Raw genomic sequence first — 18,099 nt, 5'->3', positions numbered from 1 at the left:
CAACAGTTTTTTGTTAAAAAACGCTTTCCGGCCCGGAATTAAAAACCGTCTCTGCGATAGACTCGAATCTGATGATCTAAAAAATCTGAGATTACTAAGTAGCGGTTGTCAGGCGAAATATCGAGACCTGTAGGTTGATTTCCTGCTTCCCAGAATTCCTTTACGGTGTCGGTTGTCGTATCGATTACGTACACTCTTCCCAGAACCAATCCTTTTTTGAGATAACCTTCGGTGGGATTGTTTGGACCTCTGCAAGAAACGTATAGGTATTTACCGTCTGGAGAAAGGGCGATCGTATTCGGTTTATCGAATACTGGGATCGCCTTCTGAACTTTTTTTTCTTTTAAATCATAAACTTCGATCTTACTACAACACATATCCGAGACGTATATTTTATTTTCCGCGTTGCCCGGAACGATATGGCGTTTGTTGCCGGGAGGACCGATCGTATCGGTCAACTTTTCTTTTTCCATGGAATAGATTCCGAGCCTACCGCCGCCGGATTCCTGATTGCTCGCGGAAAATTGAGCGATGTATAATTCTTTACCGTCTTTGGAGAGAAGAAGACCTCGAGGTAAACCGATCTTGTCGGTCTTTCGAATTTCCACTTTTGTTTTTCTATCGATGACGGAAATATCTTCGCTGACCCAATTCGAACAATAAACTAAATCTCGAATCGGATCATAAAGAAGAATCTTAGACCACTTTCCTGTAAGGTCAATGCTCGTTTTATAAACGAGAGTTTTGAGATCGAAGACGTGAACTGCATTTGCCTGCATCTGGCTAACCCAAAGTTCGTTGTGCTCCGGAATCGCGATCGTTTCTACAAAGCCCAATTTCTTTTTGTATTTTTCGGGAGGAGAGAGTCGGATCGTTTCGCCGGTTCTTATATCCAAAACGTCCATCCCTTCGTCTTCCAAAAGGGGAATTGCAAGTCTTGTGTTATCGATAAAACGAACGCTTTTGGGTTGTATTCCGGTTTTAAATCTTGCAACAAAACGATGCGTTATGCCTTCTTTGTCGAGTGCGATTAACTTCTCGTTTAACTCTTCCGCGCTTTTTACGCGGAAAAAGGAGCTTTGGAACCCCGGAGAGGAAAATTTTAACTCGACTTCCTTGCCGTCCTTATAAACGGGTAGTTTCATTTCTACGAGGGCGATATTCTTGTCGGTTTCCAGAATTCTGAATGGAACGGTTTCTTCTCCTGATTGGATTACGGTCCCTTTGTAAGGATGGATGCTGAATTTAACGGTTGCAATTCTGTTTTTTTCCGGGTTGGAAGGAAAAGAAATCAGGTTTTCGCTCTTGCAACAAATTAGAAACAGAAAGATCAAAAGCATTCCGTTCGGTTTGAAGAATTTTTTTTCGGAATTCGAGTTCAAAGAGTTCTCCTGAAGTTATGAATTTTTTTTCGCGTATGTTTGGTTTCCGAGAATCAAGTTGACCCAGTGGAAAGGACGTATTAGAAAATGATAAATTGCAAATGTGATTCCGAACACAAGAAGGAGGTGCAGTAGAAATTTCTCGGCAAGTCCTAAGGAGGTATGAACCACGAAGTATCCCGTTAAAAGCGAAACCGGATGGTGCACTAGATAGATCGGAAGACTCGCGGTCCTCATATATTCGGTTTTGTTGTTTTTGAAATCGAAAAATTTCTGAAAGAGTCCGATCAAAAGGCGGATCATCAGCCAACCGGCGGCGCATTTGGAAAGAATATGAAGGATTCTTCTCCAATCTCCCGTATAACCGAAGTAAGACCAGAACGGATCGATTCTACTGATCTCGTAAAAGCCCCAGAAAGTGAGGAAAGCAAGCGGGCCCCAAACCCAAGAACGATTCGATCTAGGTTCCAAAAGGAGAACTTCGTTTGAAATCAGAAGGCTTCCGCAAAGAAAGAACGTATAGTTGTAGATAAAGTTTACTGGTTCGATCGCAAACCAGGATTCGTCTTTCATAAAATAAAAATTGATCATACAGGTTCCGGCAAAGCTGATGAAAGTAAAAACGGTGATTGTCTTCCATTCTTGAGCGAAACCTTGTTGATCCGGTTCCTTTTTTAAAAACGCTGTCAACAAAAGAGTGATCTTTCGGGTAAAAAGATGCAGAATCGTGAATAAGATTAGAAAGTAGAGAAACCAGAGATGAGAAGGGCGAATTCTTCCGTTTAAGAATATTCTAAAGTAGAAATCGAAATAGGAAATTTTTTCTCCCGTTTGTAAGAGAGAGACATAGGATTGCATTGGCGCGAAGAGTAAGATCCCCACCACAGTCGGAATGAAAATCCTGAAAATCCTCATCTTTAAAAATTCTTTCAGAGTTTTGGCGCGAAAAATCGCTTCTGTGAAATACCCGGAAAGAAAGAAAAAAAGAGGCATTCTAAAAACGTGCACCCATTCTCCAAATACGTCGAAAAACTCCGATTTTTGTTCGTTTTGAAGGGGGTATTTGATCTCGGCGGCGTAAACGATCGCGACATGAAATACGAGACCGATTAAAAGAGCAAAGGAACGGAGATTGTCTAAATAAGAAAGTCTTTTTCTGGTTTTTGATAAGATTGGTTTAAGGCTCAAGTATCCACCGTATATTTGAAAAGAGAGTCTCTAATAATCAGGGTCGAAGGATCTTCTTTGATTTGTTCTACCATTTTATCTTTTACTAATAATCTGATCGAACTCACTAAGTCTTGGTGTTCCAATCCGACTCTGAGGATTGCCCACTTGATGAAATGATTCAGAGGAATTCGATAATTACTTCCATCCTGTTGTCCGTTCGCTTGCGAGAAATTAATCAAGGCGGATGTCACTAAATTCTTTTTATCCGCTTTCAAAAGAGTGGCGATCGTCTTATTGGTTTCTCTCAGTCTTGAGGTGAGAATTTTAACGATCTTCATGGAAAATCCGGGATTTGTTCGTATCAGATTGAAAAATGCATCCTTATTGATTGCTATGAGCAAAACGTCCGTCCTTGCAACGGCCCTCGCACTTCGAGGCGTCTTATCAATTAGTGCCATTTCGCCGAACATATCCCCCTCTTTTAATTCTACGAGGAGTTTATAGGCTTCTTTCACTTTTTTGTGAATCCCTACTTTTCCTTTGGCGATCAGGTACATCACTTCTGCTTCCTGATTTTCCTCAAAGATAATATCGGACTCTTTGAATTCGACGCCCAACTTGTGGGTCATAGATTCTGTTATTTCCATAATTCTTAACGGACCTGACCTTAATTATAATCTTCCAAAGATTTTGGCTGCTTTTAGAAATCGAAGATTACTTAGAAAGTCTACACCAGATTCAAAGCTTTGGAAATCGGAATCAACTAAAATCCGAAGGCCAAATTCTAAGGTGATTTATAGAACTCTAAGCTTACAAAGGAAAAGGAGTTTTTACTTTTTTTCGAGAGGGAACGAAAAAGAGCGCGGAGTTTTCCGGATTTCTATACTCAAACAGCTTCGGAAATTGCTGTTGACTCATATCTTATCTAAAATAATTTTTCGAGGTCTTAAAAAATGGAACGGAGGTCGAATCGGGCGGGTTCTTGCGGTCTGAGTTTGTTTGGGATTGTTTTTTATATTCTCCTATCGATACAGAAAGCGATTACTTTCGTAAAGTGTAAGAACGGAGGGGAGGTGATCGGATTGGGAAATACAAACTGATCCCTGAGATAATCGAAAAATACGCGAAGAAAAAAAGTTATCCCGTAAAGTTCGATACTTTCGGGGAAGGAAAAGAATATGGATTTTACGATACCTAAGGAAGTCGAAGAAATTAAGAAAAGAATCCGAGACTTCGTCGAGAATGATGCGATTCCGGCGGAAGTTCATTACGACTACGACCGCGGTAGAATGCCCGAGAAAATCACCGAGGAACTCAGAAAAAGAGTGAAAGAACTAGGACTTTGGACCCCGCATCTTCCTAAATCCGAAGGCGGTCTCGGGCTCGATATGGTTGGAACCGCGATCATCTTTTCTGAACTCGGGCGCTCTCCGATTGCTCCTTATCTTTGTAACTGCGATGCGCCTGACGAAGGGAATATGCACCTCCTTCATATTGCGGCAAATAAAGAACAAAAAGAAAAATACTATCATCCTCTGATTCAAGGGAAAATTCGTTCCGCTTTTGCGATGACAGAACCTCCCCCGGGAGCGGGGGCGGATCCTCAAACTCTTACTACCAATGCGGTAAAAGACGGAAACGAATACGTAATCAATGGACACAAATGGTATTGTACGGGTGCAAACGGAGCGAGCTTTTTGATCGTGATGTCTAAGGTCGCTGATTCTTTTCGAAGAACTACGATGTTTCTCGTGCCGACGGATACGCCCGGCTATACGATGGTGAGGGAAATCGGAGTGATGGGTTCTCATGGTCCCGGAGGGCATTGCGAATTAAAATTCGAAAACGTTCGGGTTCCCGAGTCTGCGATATTGGGAAGAGTGGGCGAAGGGTTCAAATGGTCTCAAGAGCGTCTCGGTCCCGCAAGACTTACGCATTGTATGAGATGGATCGGACTTGCGAGAAGATCCATGGAGATTGCAAGAGAATACGCGCTCAAACGGGAAGTGTTCGGACAAAAACTTGCGGACCATCAGGGAATTCAATGGATGTTCGCAGAGTCCGCGCTTGAAATCGAATCTGGATATATGCTTACTTTGAAAGCCGCGCATACTTTGAGAGCGGGAGAGGATGCGAGACAGATCATATCGATGGCCAAGTGGCAAGTCTCCGAAACTCTTTGTAAAACGGTCGATCGCGCGATTCAGATTTGCGGTTCGCACGGATATGGAAGAGACATGAAACTCGAATTGTTCTACAGAGACGCGAGGGCGGCCAGAATCGCGGACGGACCGACCGAGGTCCATAAGATGGTGATCGGAAGAAATCTGATCAGCGGCAAAAGCGATTTTTAATATTAGAATTAGAGAATGTTATGAACGATACGGAATTAAAGAATGTTCTGGAAGGATATCTTTCCGAAAGATTAAAGGGAAAAACTGAGATACATTCCATGACGTCTCTCAGCGGAGGAGCCTGCCAGGAAAACTTCGCCGCGCTAGTTCAGGTGTTGGACGGACCGGAAAAGGGTTCTTACGATACGGTATTTAGAACCGATAAGGGAGCGGCGCTTCTTGAGTCTTTGAGTCGGGAGGACGAGTTCGGAGTCTGTGATCTTGCCTATAATGCGGGAGTCAATACGCCGAAACCTTTCTGGTTGGAGACGGACCGCGGGATCACCGGAAGCCCTTTTTACTTTATGCAGAAAATTTCCGGAAAAGCAATCGGAAGATATGTCGTCAAAGATCCTTCGCTTAATAAAGTAAGAAAACAGCTCGCTATCGATCTCGCTAAAAATCTTGCCAGACTTCATTCTATAAAACCTTCCGATTGTAAAAACGAAGCGTTGAGAAAAACACTTTGGATGGGACAGGATTCGAACGATAAGACAGTCGCGAACGGATCGATTCGCTCTTTGCGATCGGAGTTGGAAAGAATGGAAGAAGCCTATCCTGCAATGGAGATGATTCTCAATTGGTTGGAGAAGAAAGCGAAACCTTCGGATGATGTCGTATTAATACATGGGGATTTCAGAACCGGAAATTTTATGGTAACTCCGGAAGGGTTGCAAGGAATCGTAGACTGGGAGTTCGCTCATTGGGGAGATCGTCATGAGGATCTCACGTGGCTTTGTATGAGGGATTGGAGATTCGGTAAGTTGAATAAGGAAGCGGGAGGGTTTGCGGATCGTGGGGAATTCTACGAGGAGTATGAAAAGGTCTCGGGTGTCAAACTTGATCCGGAAATGGTTACGTATTGGGAAGTGATGGGAAATCTCAGGTGGGCCATCGGATGTATCGGTCAGGCCGAACGACATCTTTCCGGAAAGGATAAGGGAATAGAGCTCGCGGCGATCGGAAGACGAGCCTGCGAGATGGAATACGAAGCGATGAGGATCATAGAAAATGCAGGATAAGCCGACGTCCGCGGACTTGCTCGAAGCGATTCAGGATTTTCTAATGAAGGAAATACTGCCGCAATTTAAGGATAAGGAGTTTCTTTCGTATAAAACATTAGTGAGTTGGAATATGTTAGGGGTTGTTTCCCGGGAGATCCGTTCGGGAGAAGAGCTGCTAGATAAAGAGTTAAGTCGTCTTGTTGGGATACTTAATAAGAATTTAGCAAATCCTTCCACGCTGAACGAAAAAAAAGCCCTGGCTCATGCCTGGAATATAGAACTACGGGATAAGATCCGTAAGGAAAAACTTTCCTCGGAAAATTTGCAATATTGGAATCACGTGAAGGAAACCGTAAAAGAAAAAGTCGAGGTTATAAATCCGAGATTTACCTCGGAACGTTAGCTGCTCATGTCTTTCGTTCATCTAGTTCGTCACGGTCAGGCAAATTCTCGGGGTAAAAACTACGATCTCTTAACACAACACGGAAAAAATCAATCTTTCGCGCTTGGAAAATTTATGGCGCAAAACGGGGAACTTCCCGACCGGATCGTAACCGGAACTCTTAGAAGACACATAGAAACCGCGGAATCTTTTATGCAAGGCGTGATTTCGGTTAGCGGCGAGCGTGAGAAATACAAAGACGGTTTTTTCGTTCGTCGAGATGCGGGCTGGGACGAATTTTCGATGGAGCTCTGGAACGCTTATTCCAAATTGCTCGCTTCCAAAAGACCGGAGTTTGCAAAGACACTTTCTCAATACGGCAAGATTCGAGTCAGAGGCGGGATCAGGTCCGTGGCCTTATTCCTGAGATTGACGGAGGAAATCCTGATATTCTGGAGAGAGGGAAAAGAAACTCCGGAAGGAATCGAAACGTACGAAAGTTTTGAGAATAGAATATTCCATTCTTCTAATGTTTTGTTTTCTTCTGGAAATCAGGAAAGGACTTTCATTTTTACCTCGGGGACTCCGATATCGTTGGTGTTAAATCGTTTTCTGCGTCAGGATGAGGACTGTTTTGCTTGGATGCCTTGGATTTGGAATACTTCTTTAAATACGTTTCGATGGGTGAGAGGAAAGTATTTGCCGGTATCGATCAATGGAGTTCCTCATCTCCCCGACAATTTAAATCGAACTCTACTCTAAGCGAATCGTACAATGCGTTCGATCCATAGGTCTGAATTTTGACGATCCGAGTCGGATCGACTCCTTTAGAGATTTTGGAAAGGTGTTAAGTGGAATCCCCGCTTTGAGAATTTTAAGAGAGAGAAAAAGGTCGACGAAATGGATGGCTAACGTCTAGACTGGTTCGTCTGTGCACGGCTGATGACAAATTTAAAAAATCATTCTCGATTTCCGATTTCTAATTTGGGGTTTTTGGTATTTTGGATCAGTGCGATTTTGGTAATCGCGTCTTTTTTCGGAAATTATTATTACGAAGAAAGAAATCTAGACAGGCTTATAGACAATATTCACTGGACCGTTTCCTATTTATGTGCGGCCGCTCTCGCCTGGTTTGGGTATTTTTCCGCCGAAAGCGGGATTCATCGTTTTAGACTTTGGTTCGCGCTCGGTCTCACGGCAAACGCGCTCGGGCAACTTTCCTGGGCGATTCAAGTTTATCTTGATTATTACATAATTCCTACTCCGAGCGATTATCTTTTCCCCTGGGTGGCTCCCTGTTTTGTCATTGGATACTCTATTATAGTTATTGAATGTGATCGAAGTAGAATCCGAACGGCTGTGTTGGACGCACTGGGGCTCATCACTGCGATTCTTACTTTTTCTCTTGCGTTATATCTTCCTCAAAGGGAGGGAGTTGGAATTCCTCAGCTTCTTCCTTTGATCAATCATCCGGTTTCTTTTTTAACGGCGGCGGCTCTAGGAGTTTTACTCATTCCTCTTTTAAGATTACAGCCGGATAAATCCTGGTTTTTTTTCATACTCGGTATGGGAGGAACGGGACTTTGTTGGTTGTTGTGGAACGCGTTTTTTATCGTGCAGATTCCTCCGGATGGAACCGTGCTCAATGCGGGTTTTTCCGTTTCCGCTTTGATTTTGGGGTACGGGGCCTTGACCTGGGAACCAAAATTCAACGACAATCCGATTTGGGGAAGAAGGTTTGAAGCGGCACTTCGTTTATTACCGTTATTTGAAGTAGTTGCGAGTTCGATTACGATCGTACTTGCGGGAACTCTCAGCGGATTGCCCGAAGGAGTTCGAATTATAGCGTGGACCGGAACCACGATCGTGGTTGTGATTGCGAGCGCGAGACAAACCTTTCTCGTAAAGGAAATGACGAATGCGGAACAGGAAATCCGTTTGATCAACGAAGGACTCGAAGGGATCGTCGCCAAAAGAACGGAAGAATTAAGGACCGTAAATCAATACCTCACTTCCAAAAATGAACAAGTGATTCGGGCGATCGAAAATTTAAAAAACACACAAAAACAACTGATTCGCTCCGAGAAGATGGCCGTCCTCGGACAGTTGGTTGCCGGAATTGCGCACGAACTCAACACTCCGTTAGGCGCCATCGTTTCTTCGAACGAAGGGATTCGGTCCATATTGTCCAATTCTTGGGAAGGTCTTCTGAGAAATTATTCGAGATTTACGGAAGAGGAAAAATCGATTTGGGAAAAACTTTTTTCCAAAGGAATTACTCTGAGGGAATTTTACGATACTAGAGAAGAAAGAGTCAAAAGGAAAAAAATCGCAGTTTTGTTAAACGACTTCGGTTTTTCCGAGGTTGTGCGTCTCGCGGACATGCTCACCGATTTGGGAATTAGTCCCGAATATGTTTCGGAGAATTTTAAGGATCTGCCTCAAAAAGAAAAACTGATCATGATTGCACAGAATGCCTTTTCACTTTCCGGTCTTGCCCGGGCGAGTTTTACGATTGAGAAGGCGGCGGAAAAGGCCTCTCTTGTGATACAAGCCTTAAAGGAATATGCGTATAAAGATCCCGCTGAAACGACGATGGGGTCTGTGGACGTGCGTAAACAATTGGAAACCGTGTTTACACTTTATTATTCGAAATATAAGACTCAAGTGGAGATCGTTCGTGATATGCCTGAAACTTCCTGTGTTTGGGGAAATGCGGAATCGCTGACTCAGGTATGGATTAATCTGATAGGGAATGCGCTTTATGCGATGAATTATAAGGGGAAAATGGCAATTTCCTGTAAGAGAGTACCGGCCGGTTGGGAAGTTGCAATCAAGGATAGCGGAAACGGAATCGAAGATACGATACGGGACCGCATCTTCGAACCGTTTTTCACTACGAAGCCTTCCGGCGCGGGAACAGGTCTGGGACTGGATATATGCAGGAGAATCATAGAAGATCATAACGGAAAAATCTTCTTTGAAACTTCGGAACAGGGGACCACGTTTTTCGTGATTCTTCCCGCTGCCGAACCGTCTCCGGAAAAATTAGAAAATTCTACTTTGTTAATGTAATCTAAACTTTCTTTTTGGCTTCTTCCGCGTTGTTTTTATGATCTTTTTTGTTCGGAATGTCCTTCCCTTTGATGAAAGCCGGGCGTTTTGCGAGTTCTTCGTTCCAACGTTTTAAATTCGGAAATTCATCCAGAGAAATTTCCACCCAGTCGTGTATGTTGACCCAAGGCCAGGTTGCGATATCGGCGATCGATAGTTCTTTTCCGGCTAAAAATTTACTTTCGCCGAGCCTTCTATCTAAAACCGAATACAGACGTTTTGTTTCGTTTTGGTACCTGGAAATCGCGAAAGGAATCTTTTCGGGAGCGTATTTTAAAAATACTCCGGCTTGTCCTTGCATTGGACCGACTCCGCCCATCTGAAACATAAGCCATTGTAGTACGATACTTTTTTCCTTCGGATCTTTCGGTAAAAATTTACCGTTTTTCTCCGCGAGATAGATCAGAATTGCTCCCGATTCGAACACGGCAAAGTTTTCATTGTCTTTGTCGATAATCGCAGGAATTCTACCGTTCGGATTAATTTTCAGAAACCACTCTTGTTTTTGTTCCAGTTTGTCTAGATCAATCGGATGAATCGTATAAGGAATTCCTAATTCTTCCAGCATGATGGAAACTTTTCTTCCGTTGGGTGTGGAAGCAGAATATAACTCGATCAAAGGTTTTCTCCTAAAGTTTTTTAAATTACTTAATTTCGGAGATTAGACTTTTTTCCTTTTTAAAATGTAAATAAAAAAGCTAAAATTCCTCGGTGTAGCGTCCTAAAAAAAGTTGTCAGAGAAAGGCGGGTGAAATGACAACGATTAAACGTTACAACTACGCATGTAAGAGGAAATAGAGAGTGGCAAATACAACCGGAGCCAGGAAAGAATATTTTTCTTTTCGGAAAGTTTCAATCTATAGTATTCCATCCAAGAAAAATCATAATACGGCGCACCCGATAAAACCGAATTCGTGCTTGCAATTTTCTTTTTGGACGATTCCCGAAGTTGCGAGTATGTTTCGGATCGTTTTTTTGTGGTTCCAATTAATCATTATAAAACTTTAATGTATTTCTAAATTCGAAAACGGTTTTTTGTGCAACTACTCGGTGTTTGTCTAATGAGGACATAGAAACGGTTCGATCTTGAATCGTAAAACTCGTTTTCGCTTATCGAAAAGTGGAACGATTGGATAAAAGTCTGAGTTTATCATATTTCTTTCGAGATCGTATAAAAACAACGATCGGGATTTGTAGATAATGAGTTGATATCTATTTAGAGTAAAGGAGTGTGGGTTATGGCTTGGATTTATCTTATCATCGCTTCCACATTCGAGATCGGATTTACGACTTGCCTCAAGCTATCCGATAATTTTACTAAACCGACATGGATCGGGGGTTTTGTAGTTTCTTCGGTTTTTAGTTTGGCCTTTTTGAACAAGGCGGTTCAGACGATTCCGATGGGAACTGCTTACGCAATTTGGACCGGTTTGGGCGCGGCGGGAACCATACTGATTGGTATTATAATTCATGGAGAACCTATCGATTTTTGGAGAGGATTCTTTTTGTCTACGCTGATTCTTTCGGTCTTAGGCCTTAAATTTTTAGTTTCGGAATAGAGGAATTTAAAAGCCGTCTTTATTCAAAGACTATTCCAAAATCTTAAAATAGCTCAGTTGTATACGATCGTTCGCAACGAAATGCAGCAGTTCCCGCAGATTGCGCCTTTATGGGCTTCGAGCAGATTTTTTTCGCGGTTCAATTTCTGTAGTAGTTTTTACATTCTAAGGTTTTGAAGCGGGCTTTTAAGTTCGTGAAAAGACTAAAACTGCCCCGTAGATGTTTGCAAAAAGAGTATCTCTGAATCAAAACCGATGTTGTAGCTTCGGAAAAAAATTCGAAACGGAGTTCGAATCGAAGTATATTCGAGATCAGATATATAAATTTTTTGGAATTCAAAAATTGAATTCGACGAAAAATGGTCTCAAGAAATCAAAGATTGAATTACGTGCGGTAGGGAAACGGAGTTTTCACGAATGAAAAAACGAAACGTTCAAAGGTCGTCATTTGGAAAAGAAATCGACTCAAAATAAGGATCGGATTTTATCTTTGGATCTGTTCCGAGGAATGACCGTAATCGGGATGATACTCGTAAACAATCCCGGTTCTTGGTCTTACATCTATTCTCCCTTGAAACATGCGAAATGGAACGGTTGTACACCGACGGATTTGGTGTTTCCCTTTTTTTTATTTGCGGTGGGAGGTTCAATTCCAATTTCATTATATTCTAAAAATGGAATTGATCGTAGTAGGATCTGGGTCGGGATTTGTAAAAGAAGCGTTAATCTGATATTGCTCGGACTGTTATTGAATTTTTTCGGAGAATGGTCTTTTGCGGAGCTTAGAATTCCAGGAGTACTGCAGAGAATCGGATTCGTGTATTGGGTCGTTGCGAGTTTGTATCTTATATTTCCGGGAAAGAAAGTGTTGATTTTCTTAATTCCGGTTTTACTCGTTCATACTTGGATCTTAACTCATATCGCTCCTCCTGGGGAAGCGATGGTATCTTTGGAGCAGGGGAAGGACATCGGAGCCTGGATCGATCGAGTGATTATCGGAGAAAAACATCTTTGGAAATTTTCCAAAACCTGGGACCCGGAAGGATTGTTAAGTGGAGTCGCATCGATTGCCACTTCTTTGTTCGGGGTACTTTGTGGTTTTATCCTTTTTTTGAGAGAAGGTGGGGGAAGGAGTAGGGTTCTCAGTACATTTGGGTTGGGATTTTTATTCACATTTGTCGGCTTGTTATGGGATCAAAGTTTACCGATGAATAAAAGTCTTTGGACCGGAAGTTACGCGGCATATACGGCGGGACTCGCTTTTTTTTGCATAGGATTTTTTGAATATTTAAATTGGTTGGTTTCTTCGAAAGAGCGGAACGGATTGAACTTGAAAATCTTTTTTCAACCGTTACTCGTATTCGGTAAGAACGCGATTTTAGTTTTTGTAGGTTCCGGAATACTTGCGAGAACGCTTAACCTTTGGACAATTATGACGGAGAATGGAAAACAGGTCGGCGTCAAAGCCTGGTTTTTTTCTAAACTTGTTTTTATTACAGATCCGTATCTCGCATCTTTGTTATATGCGGTTCTTCATTTGTCGGTTTGGTGGGGAATTTTAAGTTTTTTAGATAAAAGGAAGATTTATATCAAAGTTTAAAACGATTCAAGAAAGCTTGAAAGGAAATGATTTTTAGAATTGGATTCAGATTCCTTGTATGTCTTATGAGTTTATTCTTCTGCGATACGCTTCGTTATGATTTTTCCAGCTTATCTTTTAGTGGATTTTGCGAGGTTAAGTTACTTGCACAATCGTTAAAGTTCGTAATTTAACGTGTGAAAAAGATTCACCATAGAAAATAAAAATACAACACCGGTCTCGGATTGGAAAGTCCAGCTTTCAACCCCACGCATGTGGGGAATCGTTTGTCTCCGGATGTTGCGAAAGAACTCGCCGCGGTTCAACCCCACGCATGTGGGGAATAGGCAAAAAGTTTGTATAGGAATCTTAAGAATTATGTCTGTTCTTTTGATTCACCTGTTTCTAAAAGAAGGGAATTAGCCTTTTCGTTGAAAAAGCCTTTGAGATCTGAAAAAGGAGAATCTTCGGTGGCCATCGAAAAGTCGGAAATACTCGTGACTACTTTCTGATCGCGTTTAGAATCGGGTTTGGACATTAGAAGCAAACCGTCGAAGTCTATAATCTCGCGAGAAGGATCGCCGTGAGAACGGATAGCGTAACCTTGTTCCGTGTTGCTCGAATACAACATGATCGCATCCGACTTCCATTCTTCGGAAATTTTTTTCCAGATCCGATCTCGAACTCTCGCGTTAATGGAGGCGACAAAGACCCCGGGCTTCAGTTCAATGGCTAACCGCGACATCTCTCCCCTCTGAGAAGTCTTCACTCTCTCCAAAATCAAAACCACCATAAATCAGCTCCTTGATATCCGGAATAATCCTTTTAAGTAATTTACTAAGTTTGAATTTATCTCTGCATGCGAAACGGATCCTTCTTTCTACGTTAGTCGCATCTTCAGCTGTAATTTCGAAAGCCAAAGGAATCGTAATTTCCGCTTTGTAAAGGTCCGCAATGTCGTAAACGAAGGACAACTGTTTGCCCGTATGAACAAAACCGATAGCGGGGGAAAAACCGGATTGAAGGATCGCCGCGTGAACCACTCCGTAAAGACAGGCGTTTGCGGAAGAAAGAGCGCGGTTGATCGGATCGCTCCAGTCCCAGCTATTTTGGTCGTAAGATCTGCTCTTCCAAGGAACTCCGGATTTTTGGGACCATTCCCTGTAAATTTTTCGAACCCTCGCCCCCTCTAAGCCGCGAATTTGTTCGATGGTGGCGTCTGCAGGAATCTCATCCGAAAAACGGAATTGATACATTCTACGGATCACTAAATCTCTTTCCTTCGGATTGCCGTAAGCTTCCACTTGGCGAAGTAAATTTCTTGCGGAATAAGTACCCGTATAGCCGGCCGAATAAAAACGGACTCCACCTTCGCCCGTCCAAGCAAGAAGACATCTGCTGTCCGAAATCCTTTTGATGGCTTCGTGAGTAATCGAGGTTCCCGGACCCAATAAAAGAAGGCCGATCGTTTCGATCGGAATCGGAACGACTTTATCCAGATAATGAAAACCGATGGATTTTTGAAATTGGTCGATTCTACCCTTTTCAAAATATAAATGCGACCAATTGTCTTCGAATTTTGGAAGTTCTTGAAGGTTTCTGTTTGTCATAACGAATTGATTGTCGGACTTCTCAATTGAAGGGATAAGCGCGGCCGGATGGAATTCTAAAAAATAAATTAGTCTATTATAAATTAAGAATATAATAAATGAATATTGTGTCGGTAATGGTTTGTCTTCCGGAAAATTAAGAAAGATCGGCTGAAGCTGTTCGGTAAGCTCGTAATAAAATGTAGCGATCTTAGAACGTTATGTCTCTTCTATGGCTATGAGTTTCGAGTGGGCTTTGTCGGCGATTCTTGCCGGTTTTTTCTCGTTAGTTGATCTTGGAATTCAATTTGTGGGATAAAGTATTTTTAATAAATTAACGTGAGTTAGGCGTAAGAAAATGAGAAAGGATTTTCTAAAAGTAGGAGTCCCTACTTTTAGAATTTGTTTCTACTGATCCCTATAAAATAGAATACCATTAATTTGAGCACAAATTCCACGTTTAGACGCAGAATTTTAGACACTCTATTATGTGGAGATGAGTAAAAATCGCGATTTGTTCAGATTCCCATATTTTAAGAATAGATTTACAAAGTTCAAATTTCAACTTCCTACAAAAAAAATAAATCGTGAATTTCTTACGGCGAACTCACGATATTTATGTTTTGGCTAACAACAACATACCGCAACCGAAAGCTTTACCGGAGCCGATACCTTTCGTATAAGCAAATTTGAATTGAGTCGGATCCGTGATTTTAAGAATACCGGAAAAGGTAACGGTATGAATTTTAGGAATGGATGGAAACGAAGAGCCTTTGATCTTATTTGCGGAAAAATCGGATTGATATTCTACGGCAGCGTTTACGAGAGAAAAGCCGTTGTCGTTTCCCTTTCTACTCAACCAATCCAATAATTCCTTCTCGTGATAAATTCCGACTCTTTTCGACTTTAACTTGTTAACTTGGTCCTTAGTAAGAGTTTTTTTCAGACTTTCCAATTTTGATTTTCCTTCCAAAAAGGAAACACGATCGGAAGGCTCGAATTTGTCGGGGAAATCTTTGAGTTCTTCCTTGAACAAACTACGATAGTCCTTAAGTTTTTTCGTGGGGTTTGCGGTAAGGGAAAAGCGCAGAACCGCACCGGCCTGAATAAAAGTCGGAGAAATTTGTTTGATTTGATTTCCAACCGGGATTTCCGTTAAAACTTTAAATTCCTGAAAGGCTCGTTCCCAGTTCGGCAGCTTTTCGGAAAACACGAGGATTCTCCGAGAAATTTTACCGGGATCGGAATTATACTCCAATTGGAAAAGGAATGGAGAATTTTGAAGTTTGTTATTCGGCGAATTCTCGGAAAAAGCCATCCACAATCTTTGGTGGATATTATAAGGATTTTGAATCCAATTAAAAACAATTTTATTGTGAATATTATGAGTATCTAATTTAAGTTGTGATAAAAACATATCGGTTCTCCATACGATATCTGACGTCGGTTTAAATGTATCTCGAAAAACGTGTGTTGAGGCATCCGCCCGAGTTTCTTCGATTGCAATATAATAATCGCTTTCGATAAACCGAAACATGAAAGAAATCCCGTATATAAGGACAATCATGTTTGGAATCAGGCTTTGGACACACTCTTGAAAAACTCCTTTCTATCTTGAAACTGCCATCTGTTTCGGTTTAATACTTCGTCTCTCCGAGAATGGGTATGATCTTTTTCCGAGAGCTCCGTCGAATCTTCCCAAAGATACAAAATCGAGGATGATTTCGAAAACAAATCCGGCAAAGGGTCCTTGTAATTTGAAGATTCGTATTTCTTAATAAGAATTTTATTATATTCCTCGAATGCGTTCGGAAACGAATCCGAACTCAAAATCTCGGGGCACATAGGAAGGGCGATCGAACAGGATTTTCTGCCTAAATAGGGAGTATAAATCGGATTCAAAAGGGCGTTTCTAATTTTCTTCAAAGAATAGGAGGTTCGTTTTTTTTCCGAGAGAGCGACGTCGTAAACTGCGTCCACTCGATAATCTCTGCTCGAAAGAATGGTCTCAACGTATTCAGAATCCAAAAGTTCGTCCTTTCTGGTGAGTAAAGTTCGTTTGACGTTGCCGGGACTTTGGATCGTATGATAATCCCGTAATAGACTTCCGGGAGTAAACACTTTGGTCGCAAAAAAAACGCCTTCAACGAGTTCCGAAATTTTTTCGTCCTCCGAGCGATCGAATCCGAAAGAAGCGGAGAGCAAACCGATCAAGGCGGATTTGGTCGGAAAAGAATCGCTGGGACGATATTCGCCCACAGCGATGTTTCCCCAGGAAACAAGAGGACCGTAGAGGCGGAATACCAGGTAATCTTTCATCTAATCCTCTTGAGTAAAATCTAATATTTCTTTTAAGGAGCCGCTTCCGGAATCCACGTTGAAAATTTTAAAACCGCCGGACGCGCAGGACCCGTATACTTTTTCGAAGTTTTGTCTGACGGATTCCAATTTCGAAATCGCCGCGTTCAAAATTCCTTTGTCCTCCACGGAGTTCAGAAACGCTGTATGTAGGGATCTGGGTTGTTCGTTTCCCTTTTCTATCATACAATACAAAGCTCTCGCTCTGGAAGCGAAACTGTTTTGTTTTCCCGTGGGAGAAATCGTAGATGATGTTTCGACTAATGCTCTTACGGTTCGTTTGGCCAGATCTTTGTTGCCGTTCAGATTGTTAAGAAGCTGATCCCGGTTGATGCAGATATAAAGATAAAAAAGACCGGAACCGAATTCCACGTCACCTAAATGACCGGCTCCCACATCCTCGATTCCGCTGTTTAAGTCGTCTACCGCCGTAAAAAAATCGTCTTCGATCGCAACCTTATGAACCGTAATCGCGTGAGCGACTTGAACGGCCGCTTCAACGTTAAACGCGGGTTTGGAAGCGAGCATTCTACCGAACATAGCAATATCCGAAGAGGAATTTTCTTTTTTTAAAAGATTCAGATCCTCGTTGAAAGGTTCTTTTTTGGTATCGATCAATTTTTGGATTAAGGAGGAAATCGCCTCGTTCTCTTCTTTGTTAAAATGGGCAAGTTGTTCTATTTCCAGATCCAAAAGAGGATTTTTTTCCAATTCTTTTTCAGAAGGATTTTTAAGTTTTCCGAATATGCCCGCAATCGACTTACTCCAAGTTCTTGCGTTTTTTTCGGGGATTTTTCCATCCAATAATTTCTGATAAATTTCTTTCCCCTTTTCTTTGGTTCTGATTCCGATATGACCGGATAATGTTTCCCGAAAAAGGTCCGAAGTTCTCCAGGCCCTTTTTAAACTTTGGGAGGAAATTCTAAGTCTGTTTGTCCCTCCCAGAAACGCGGTTTTGGGTCTTCCCAAATCGTCCCGATTCAAGTTGGAGGGAGGATAAGAGGTAAGGAAATGGATTTGGATGAAACGGTTCACTGGTTTTCTCCTTGAGGATTTTCTAAATTGTCGAGGTCGTTTTCGCTTGTTGGGGTTCCGTAATAATCGTAGGCCCAGTCTTTTTTGGTTTTTTGATTCCAAGAGTAAATGGAAAGGGAAAGGTCTGAAAGATTCGCTTTTTTCTTCAGGTTCTTGACGATCCGGATCATATTTTGGTAGAATAGTTCTTCCGAAAGTATATCCGAATATTGTAATATTTTTCTGAAGCGGATCTCGTTTATGACCGGCCTTTCTCCCTCTTTTCGCGCCATGCTGCGTGCAAATGAGACGGAAGGATTGTCTTCTTCGATATGAGAAAGAATACCTGCGATCGGACCGATTTTATCCGGAAAAAATTGAAACCCTTCCTGGAAGAGTTTGGAGATCAGTTTATGGGTATAAGAGATCGACAAAGTGTCCAATCCGTTGGAACATCTTCTCAGGGCGGCTCTGTCCCCCGTCTGGGATCTCAGATCGGTCCACCAGTTTATTATAATTTCCTTAAATTTTTCTTTGTTTTCGTAAAATCTCATT

The 18,099-nt window shown here is 41.9% G+C and carries 18 protein-coding genes; 8 read left to right on the top strand and 10 right to left on the bottom strand.

The window, feature by feature from the left end; all coding sequences use genetic code 11:
* Positions 1–38: 38 nt before the first annotated feature.
* From FHG67_RS16910 to FHG67_RS16900, 3 genes are read right to left on the bottom strand one after another with little or no spacing between them, the layout of a single operon-like run.
* Positions 39–1,382, bottom strand: a complete 1,344-nt coding sequence (locus tag FHG67_RS16910; protein WP_004500112.1) for a YncE family protein — start codon at positions 1,380–1,382, stop codon at positions 39–41.
* A 15-nt stretch (positions 1,383–1,397) separates the two neighbouring features.
* Positions 1,398–2,570 carry an acyltransferase family protein gene (locus FHG67_RS16905; RefSeq protein WP_004501049.1) on the bottom strand — a complete coding sequence of 391 codons (1,173 nt, stop codon included), beginning with the start codon at positions 2,568–2,570 and terminating at the stop codon, positions 1,398–1,400.
* On the bottom strand, positions 2,567–3,181 hold the full coding sequence (locus FHG67_RS16900) for a Crp/Fnr family transcriptional regulator (RefSeq protein WP_002724079.1): 615 nt from the start codon (positions 3,179–3,181) through the stop codon (positions 2,567–2,569). Before FHG67_RS16900 ends, FHG67_RS16905 begins: the two co-directional genes overlap by 4 nt.
* Positions 3,182–3,505: 324 nt before the next feature.
* Here FHG67_RS16900 and FHG67_RS21860 point away from each other — a divergent pair, with 324 nt between their 5' ends.
* The 6 genes from FHG67_RS21860 (at position 3,506) to FHG67_RS16870 (ending at position 9,406) form a co-directional block, all read left to right on the top strand.
* Positions 3,506–3,652, top strand: a complete 147-nt coding sequence (locus tag FHG67_RS21860) for a hypothetical protein (RefSeq protein WP_004496931.1) — start codon at positions 3,506–3,508, stop codon at positions 3,650–3,652.
* A 78-nt stretch (positions 3,653–3,730) separates the two neighbouring features.
* Positions 3,731–4,906: an acyl-CoA dehydrogenase family protein gene (locus FHG67_RS16890; protein ID WP_004497024.1), complete on the top strand. Its 1,176-nt coding sequence runs from the start codon at positions 3,731–3,733 to the stop codon at positions 4,904–4,906.
* A 20-nt stretch (positions 4,907–4,926) separates the two neighbouring features.
* Positions 4,927–5,967, top strand: coding sequence for a phosphotransferase family protein (locus tag FHG67_RS16885; protein WP_002631687.1), 1,041 nt, complete (start codon positions 4,927–4,929; stop codon positions 5,965–5,967).
* Entirely contained in the window at positions 5,957–6,352 is a 396-nt protein-coding gene (locus FHG67_RS16880) for a DUF6285 domain-containing protein (protein ID WP_004501054.1), read from the top strand. The genes FHG67_RS16885 and FHG67_RS16880 overlap by 11 nt, the downstream gene beginning before the upstream one ends.
* Positions 6,353–6,358: 6 nt before the next feature.
* On the top strand, positions 6,359–7,093 hold the full coding sequence (locus tag FHG67_RS16875) for a histidine phosphatase family protein (RefSeq protein ID WP_002631656.1): 735 nt from the start codon (positions 6,359–6,361) through the stop codon (positions 7,091–7,093).
* A 180-nt stretch (positions 7,094–7,273) separates the two neighbouring features.
* Positions 7,274–9,406, top strand: coding sequence for a sensor histidine kinase (locus tag FHG67_RS16870; RefSeq protein WP_004501126.1), 2,133 nt, complete (start codon positions 7,274–7,276; stop codon positions 9,404–9,406).
* Position 9,407: 1 nt separating this feature from the next.
* Here the strand turns inward: FHG67_RS16870 and FHG67_RS16865 are convergent, their stop codons facing one another.
* A complete protein-coding gene (locus FHG67_RS16865) occupies positions 9,408–10,064 on the bottom strand; it encodes a glutathione S-transferase family protein (RefSeq protein WP_002631676.1) in 657 nt (218 codons plus the stop codon).
* A gap of 619 nt (positions 10,065–10,683) precedes the next feature.
* Here FHG67_RS16865 and FHG67_RS16855 point away from each other — a divergent pair.
* Positions 10,684–11,004: a DMT family transporter gene (locus FHG67_RS16855; protein ID WP_002631702.1), complete on the top strand. Its 321-nt coding sequence runs from the start codon at positions 10,684–10,686 to the stop codon at positions 11,002–11,004.
* Between the two features lie 448 nt (positions 11,005–11,452).
* Entirely contained in the window at positions 11,453–12,604 is a 1,152-nt protein-coding gene (locus FHG67_RS16845; protein ID WP_004497017.1) for an acyltransferase family protein, read from the top strand.
* A 355-nt stretch (positions 12,605–12,959) separates the two neighbouring features.
* Here FHG67_RS16845 and cas2e read toward each other — a convergent pair whose 3' ends face one another.
* From cas2e to casB, 6 genes are all read right to left on the bottom strand, one after another.
* Entirely contained in the window at positions 12,960–13,328 is a 369-nt protein-coding gene (cas2e, locus tag FHG67_RS16840) for a type I-E CRISPR-associated endoribonuclease Cas2e (RefSeq protein WP_004501074.1), read from the bottom strand.
* On the bottom strand, positions 13,309–14,193 hold the full coding sequence (gene cas1e / locus FHG67_RS16835; protein ID WP_004496872.1) for a type I-E CRISPR-associated endonuclease Cas1e: 885 nt from the start codon (positions 14,191–14,193) through the stop codon (positions 13,309–13,311). The genes cas2e and cas1e overlap by 20 nt, the downstream gene beginning before the upstream one ends.
* A 595-nt stretch (positions 14,194–14,788) precedes the next feature.
* Entirely contained in the window at positions 14,789–15,589 is an 801-nt protein-coding gene (cas6e, locus tag FHG67_RS16830; protein ID WP_002631661.1) for a type I-E CRISPR-associated protein Cas6/Cse3/CasE, read from the bottom strand.
* Positions 15,590–15,747: 158 nt separating this feature from the next.
* Entirely contained in the window at positions 15,748–16,491 is a 744-nt protein-coding gene (gene cas5e / locus FHG67_RS16825; protein WP_061235006.1) for a type I-E CRISPR-associated protein Cas5/CasD, read from the bottom strand.
* The gene (gene cas7e, locus FHG67_RS16820; RefSeq protein ID WP_142499858.1) at positions 16,492–17,565 is read right to left on the bottom strand and encodes a type I-E CRISPR-associated protein Cas7/Cse4/CasC; all 1,074 of its coding nucleotides are present in this window, start codon (positions 17,563–17,565) and stop codon (positions 16,492–16,494) included.
* The gene (gene casB / locus FHG67_RS16815; protein WP_076621711.1) at positions 17,562–18,098 is read right to left on the bottom strand and encodes a type I-E CRISPR-associated protein Cse2/CasB; all 537 of its coding nucleotides are present in this window, start codon (positions 18,096–18,098) and stop codon (positions 17,562–17,564) included. Before casB ends, cas7e begins: the two co-directional genes overlap by 4 nt.
* Position 18,099 lies beyond the last annotated feature (1 nt).

Origin of the sequence: Leptospira weilii (assembly GCF_006874765.1) — a bacterium.
In the GTDB taxonomy this organism is placed as follows: Bacteria; Spirochaetota; Leptospiria; order Leptospirales; family Leptospiraceae; genus Leptospira; species Leptospira weilii.
Note: the sequence above shows the minus strand (reverse complement) of the source record. Positions and strands in the feature narration are given on the sequence as shown.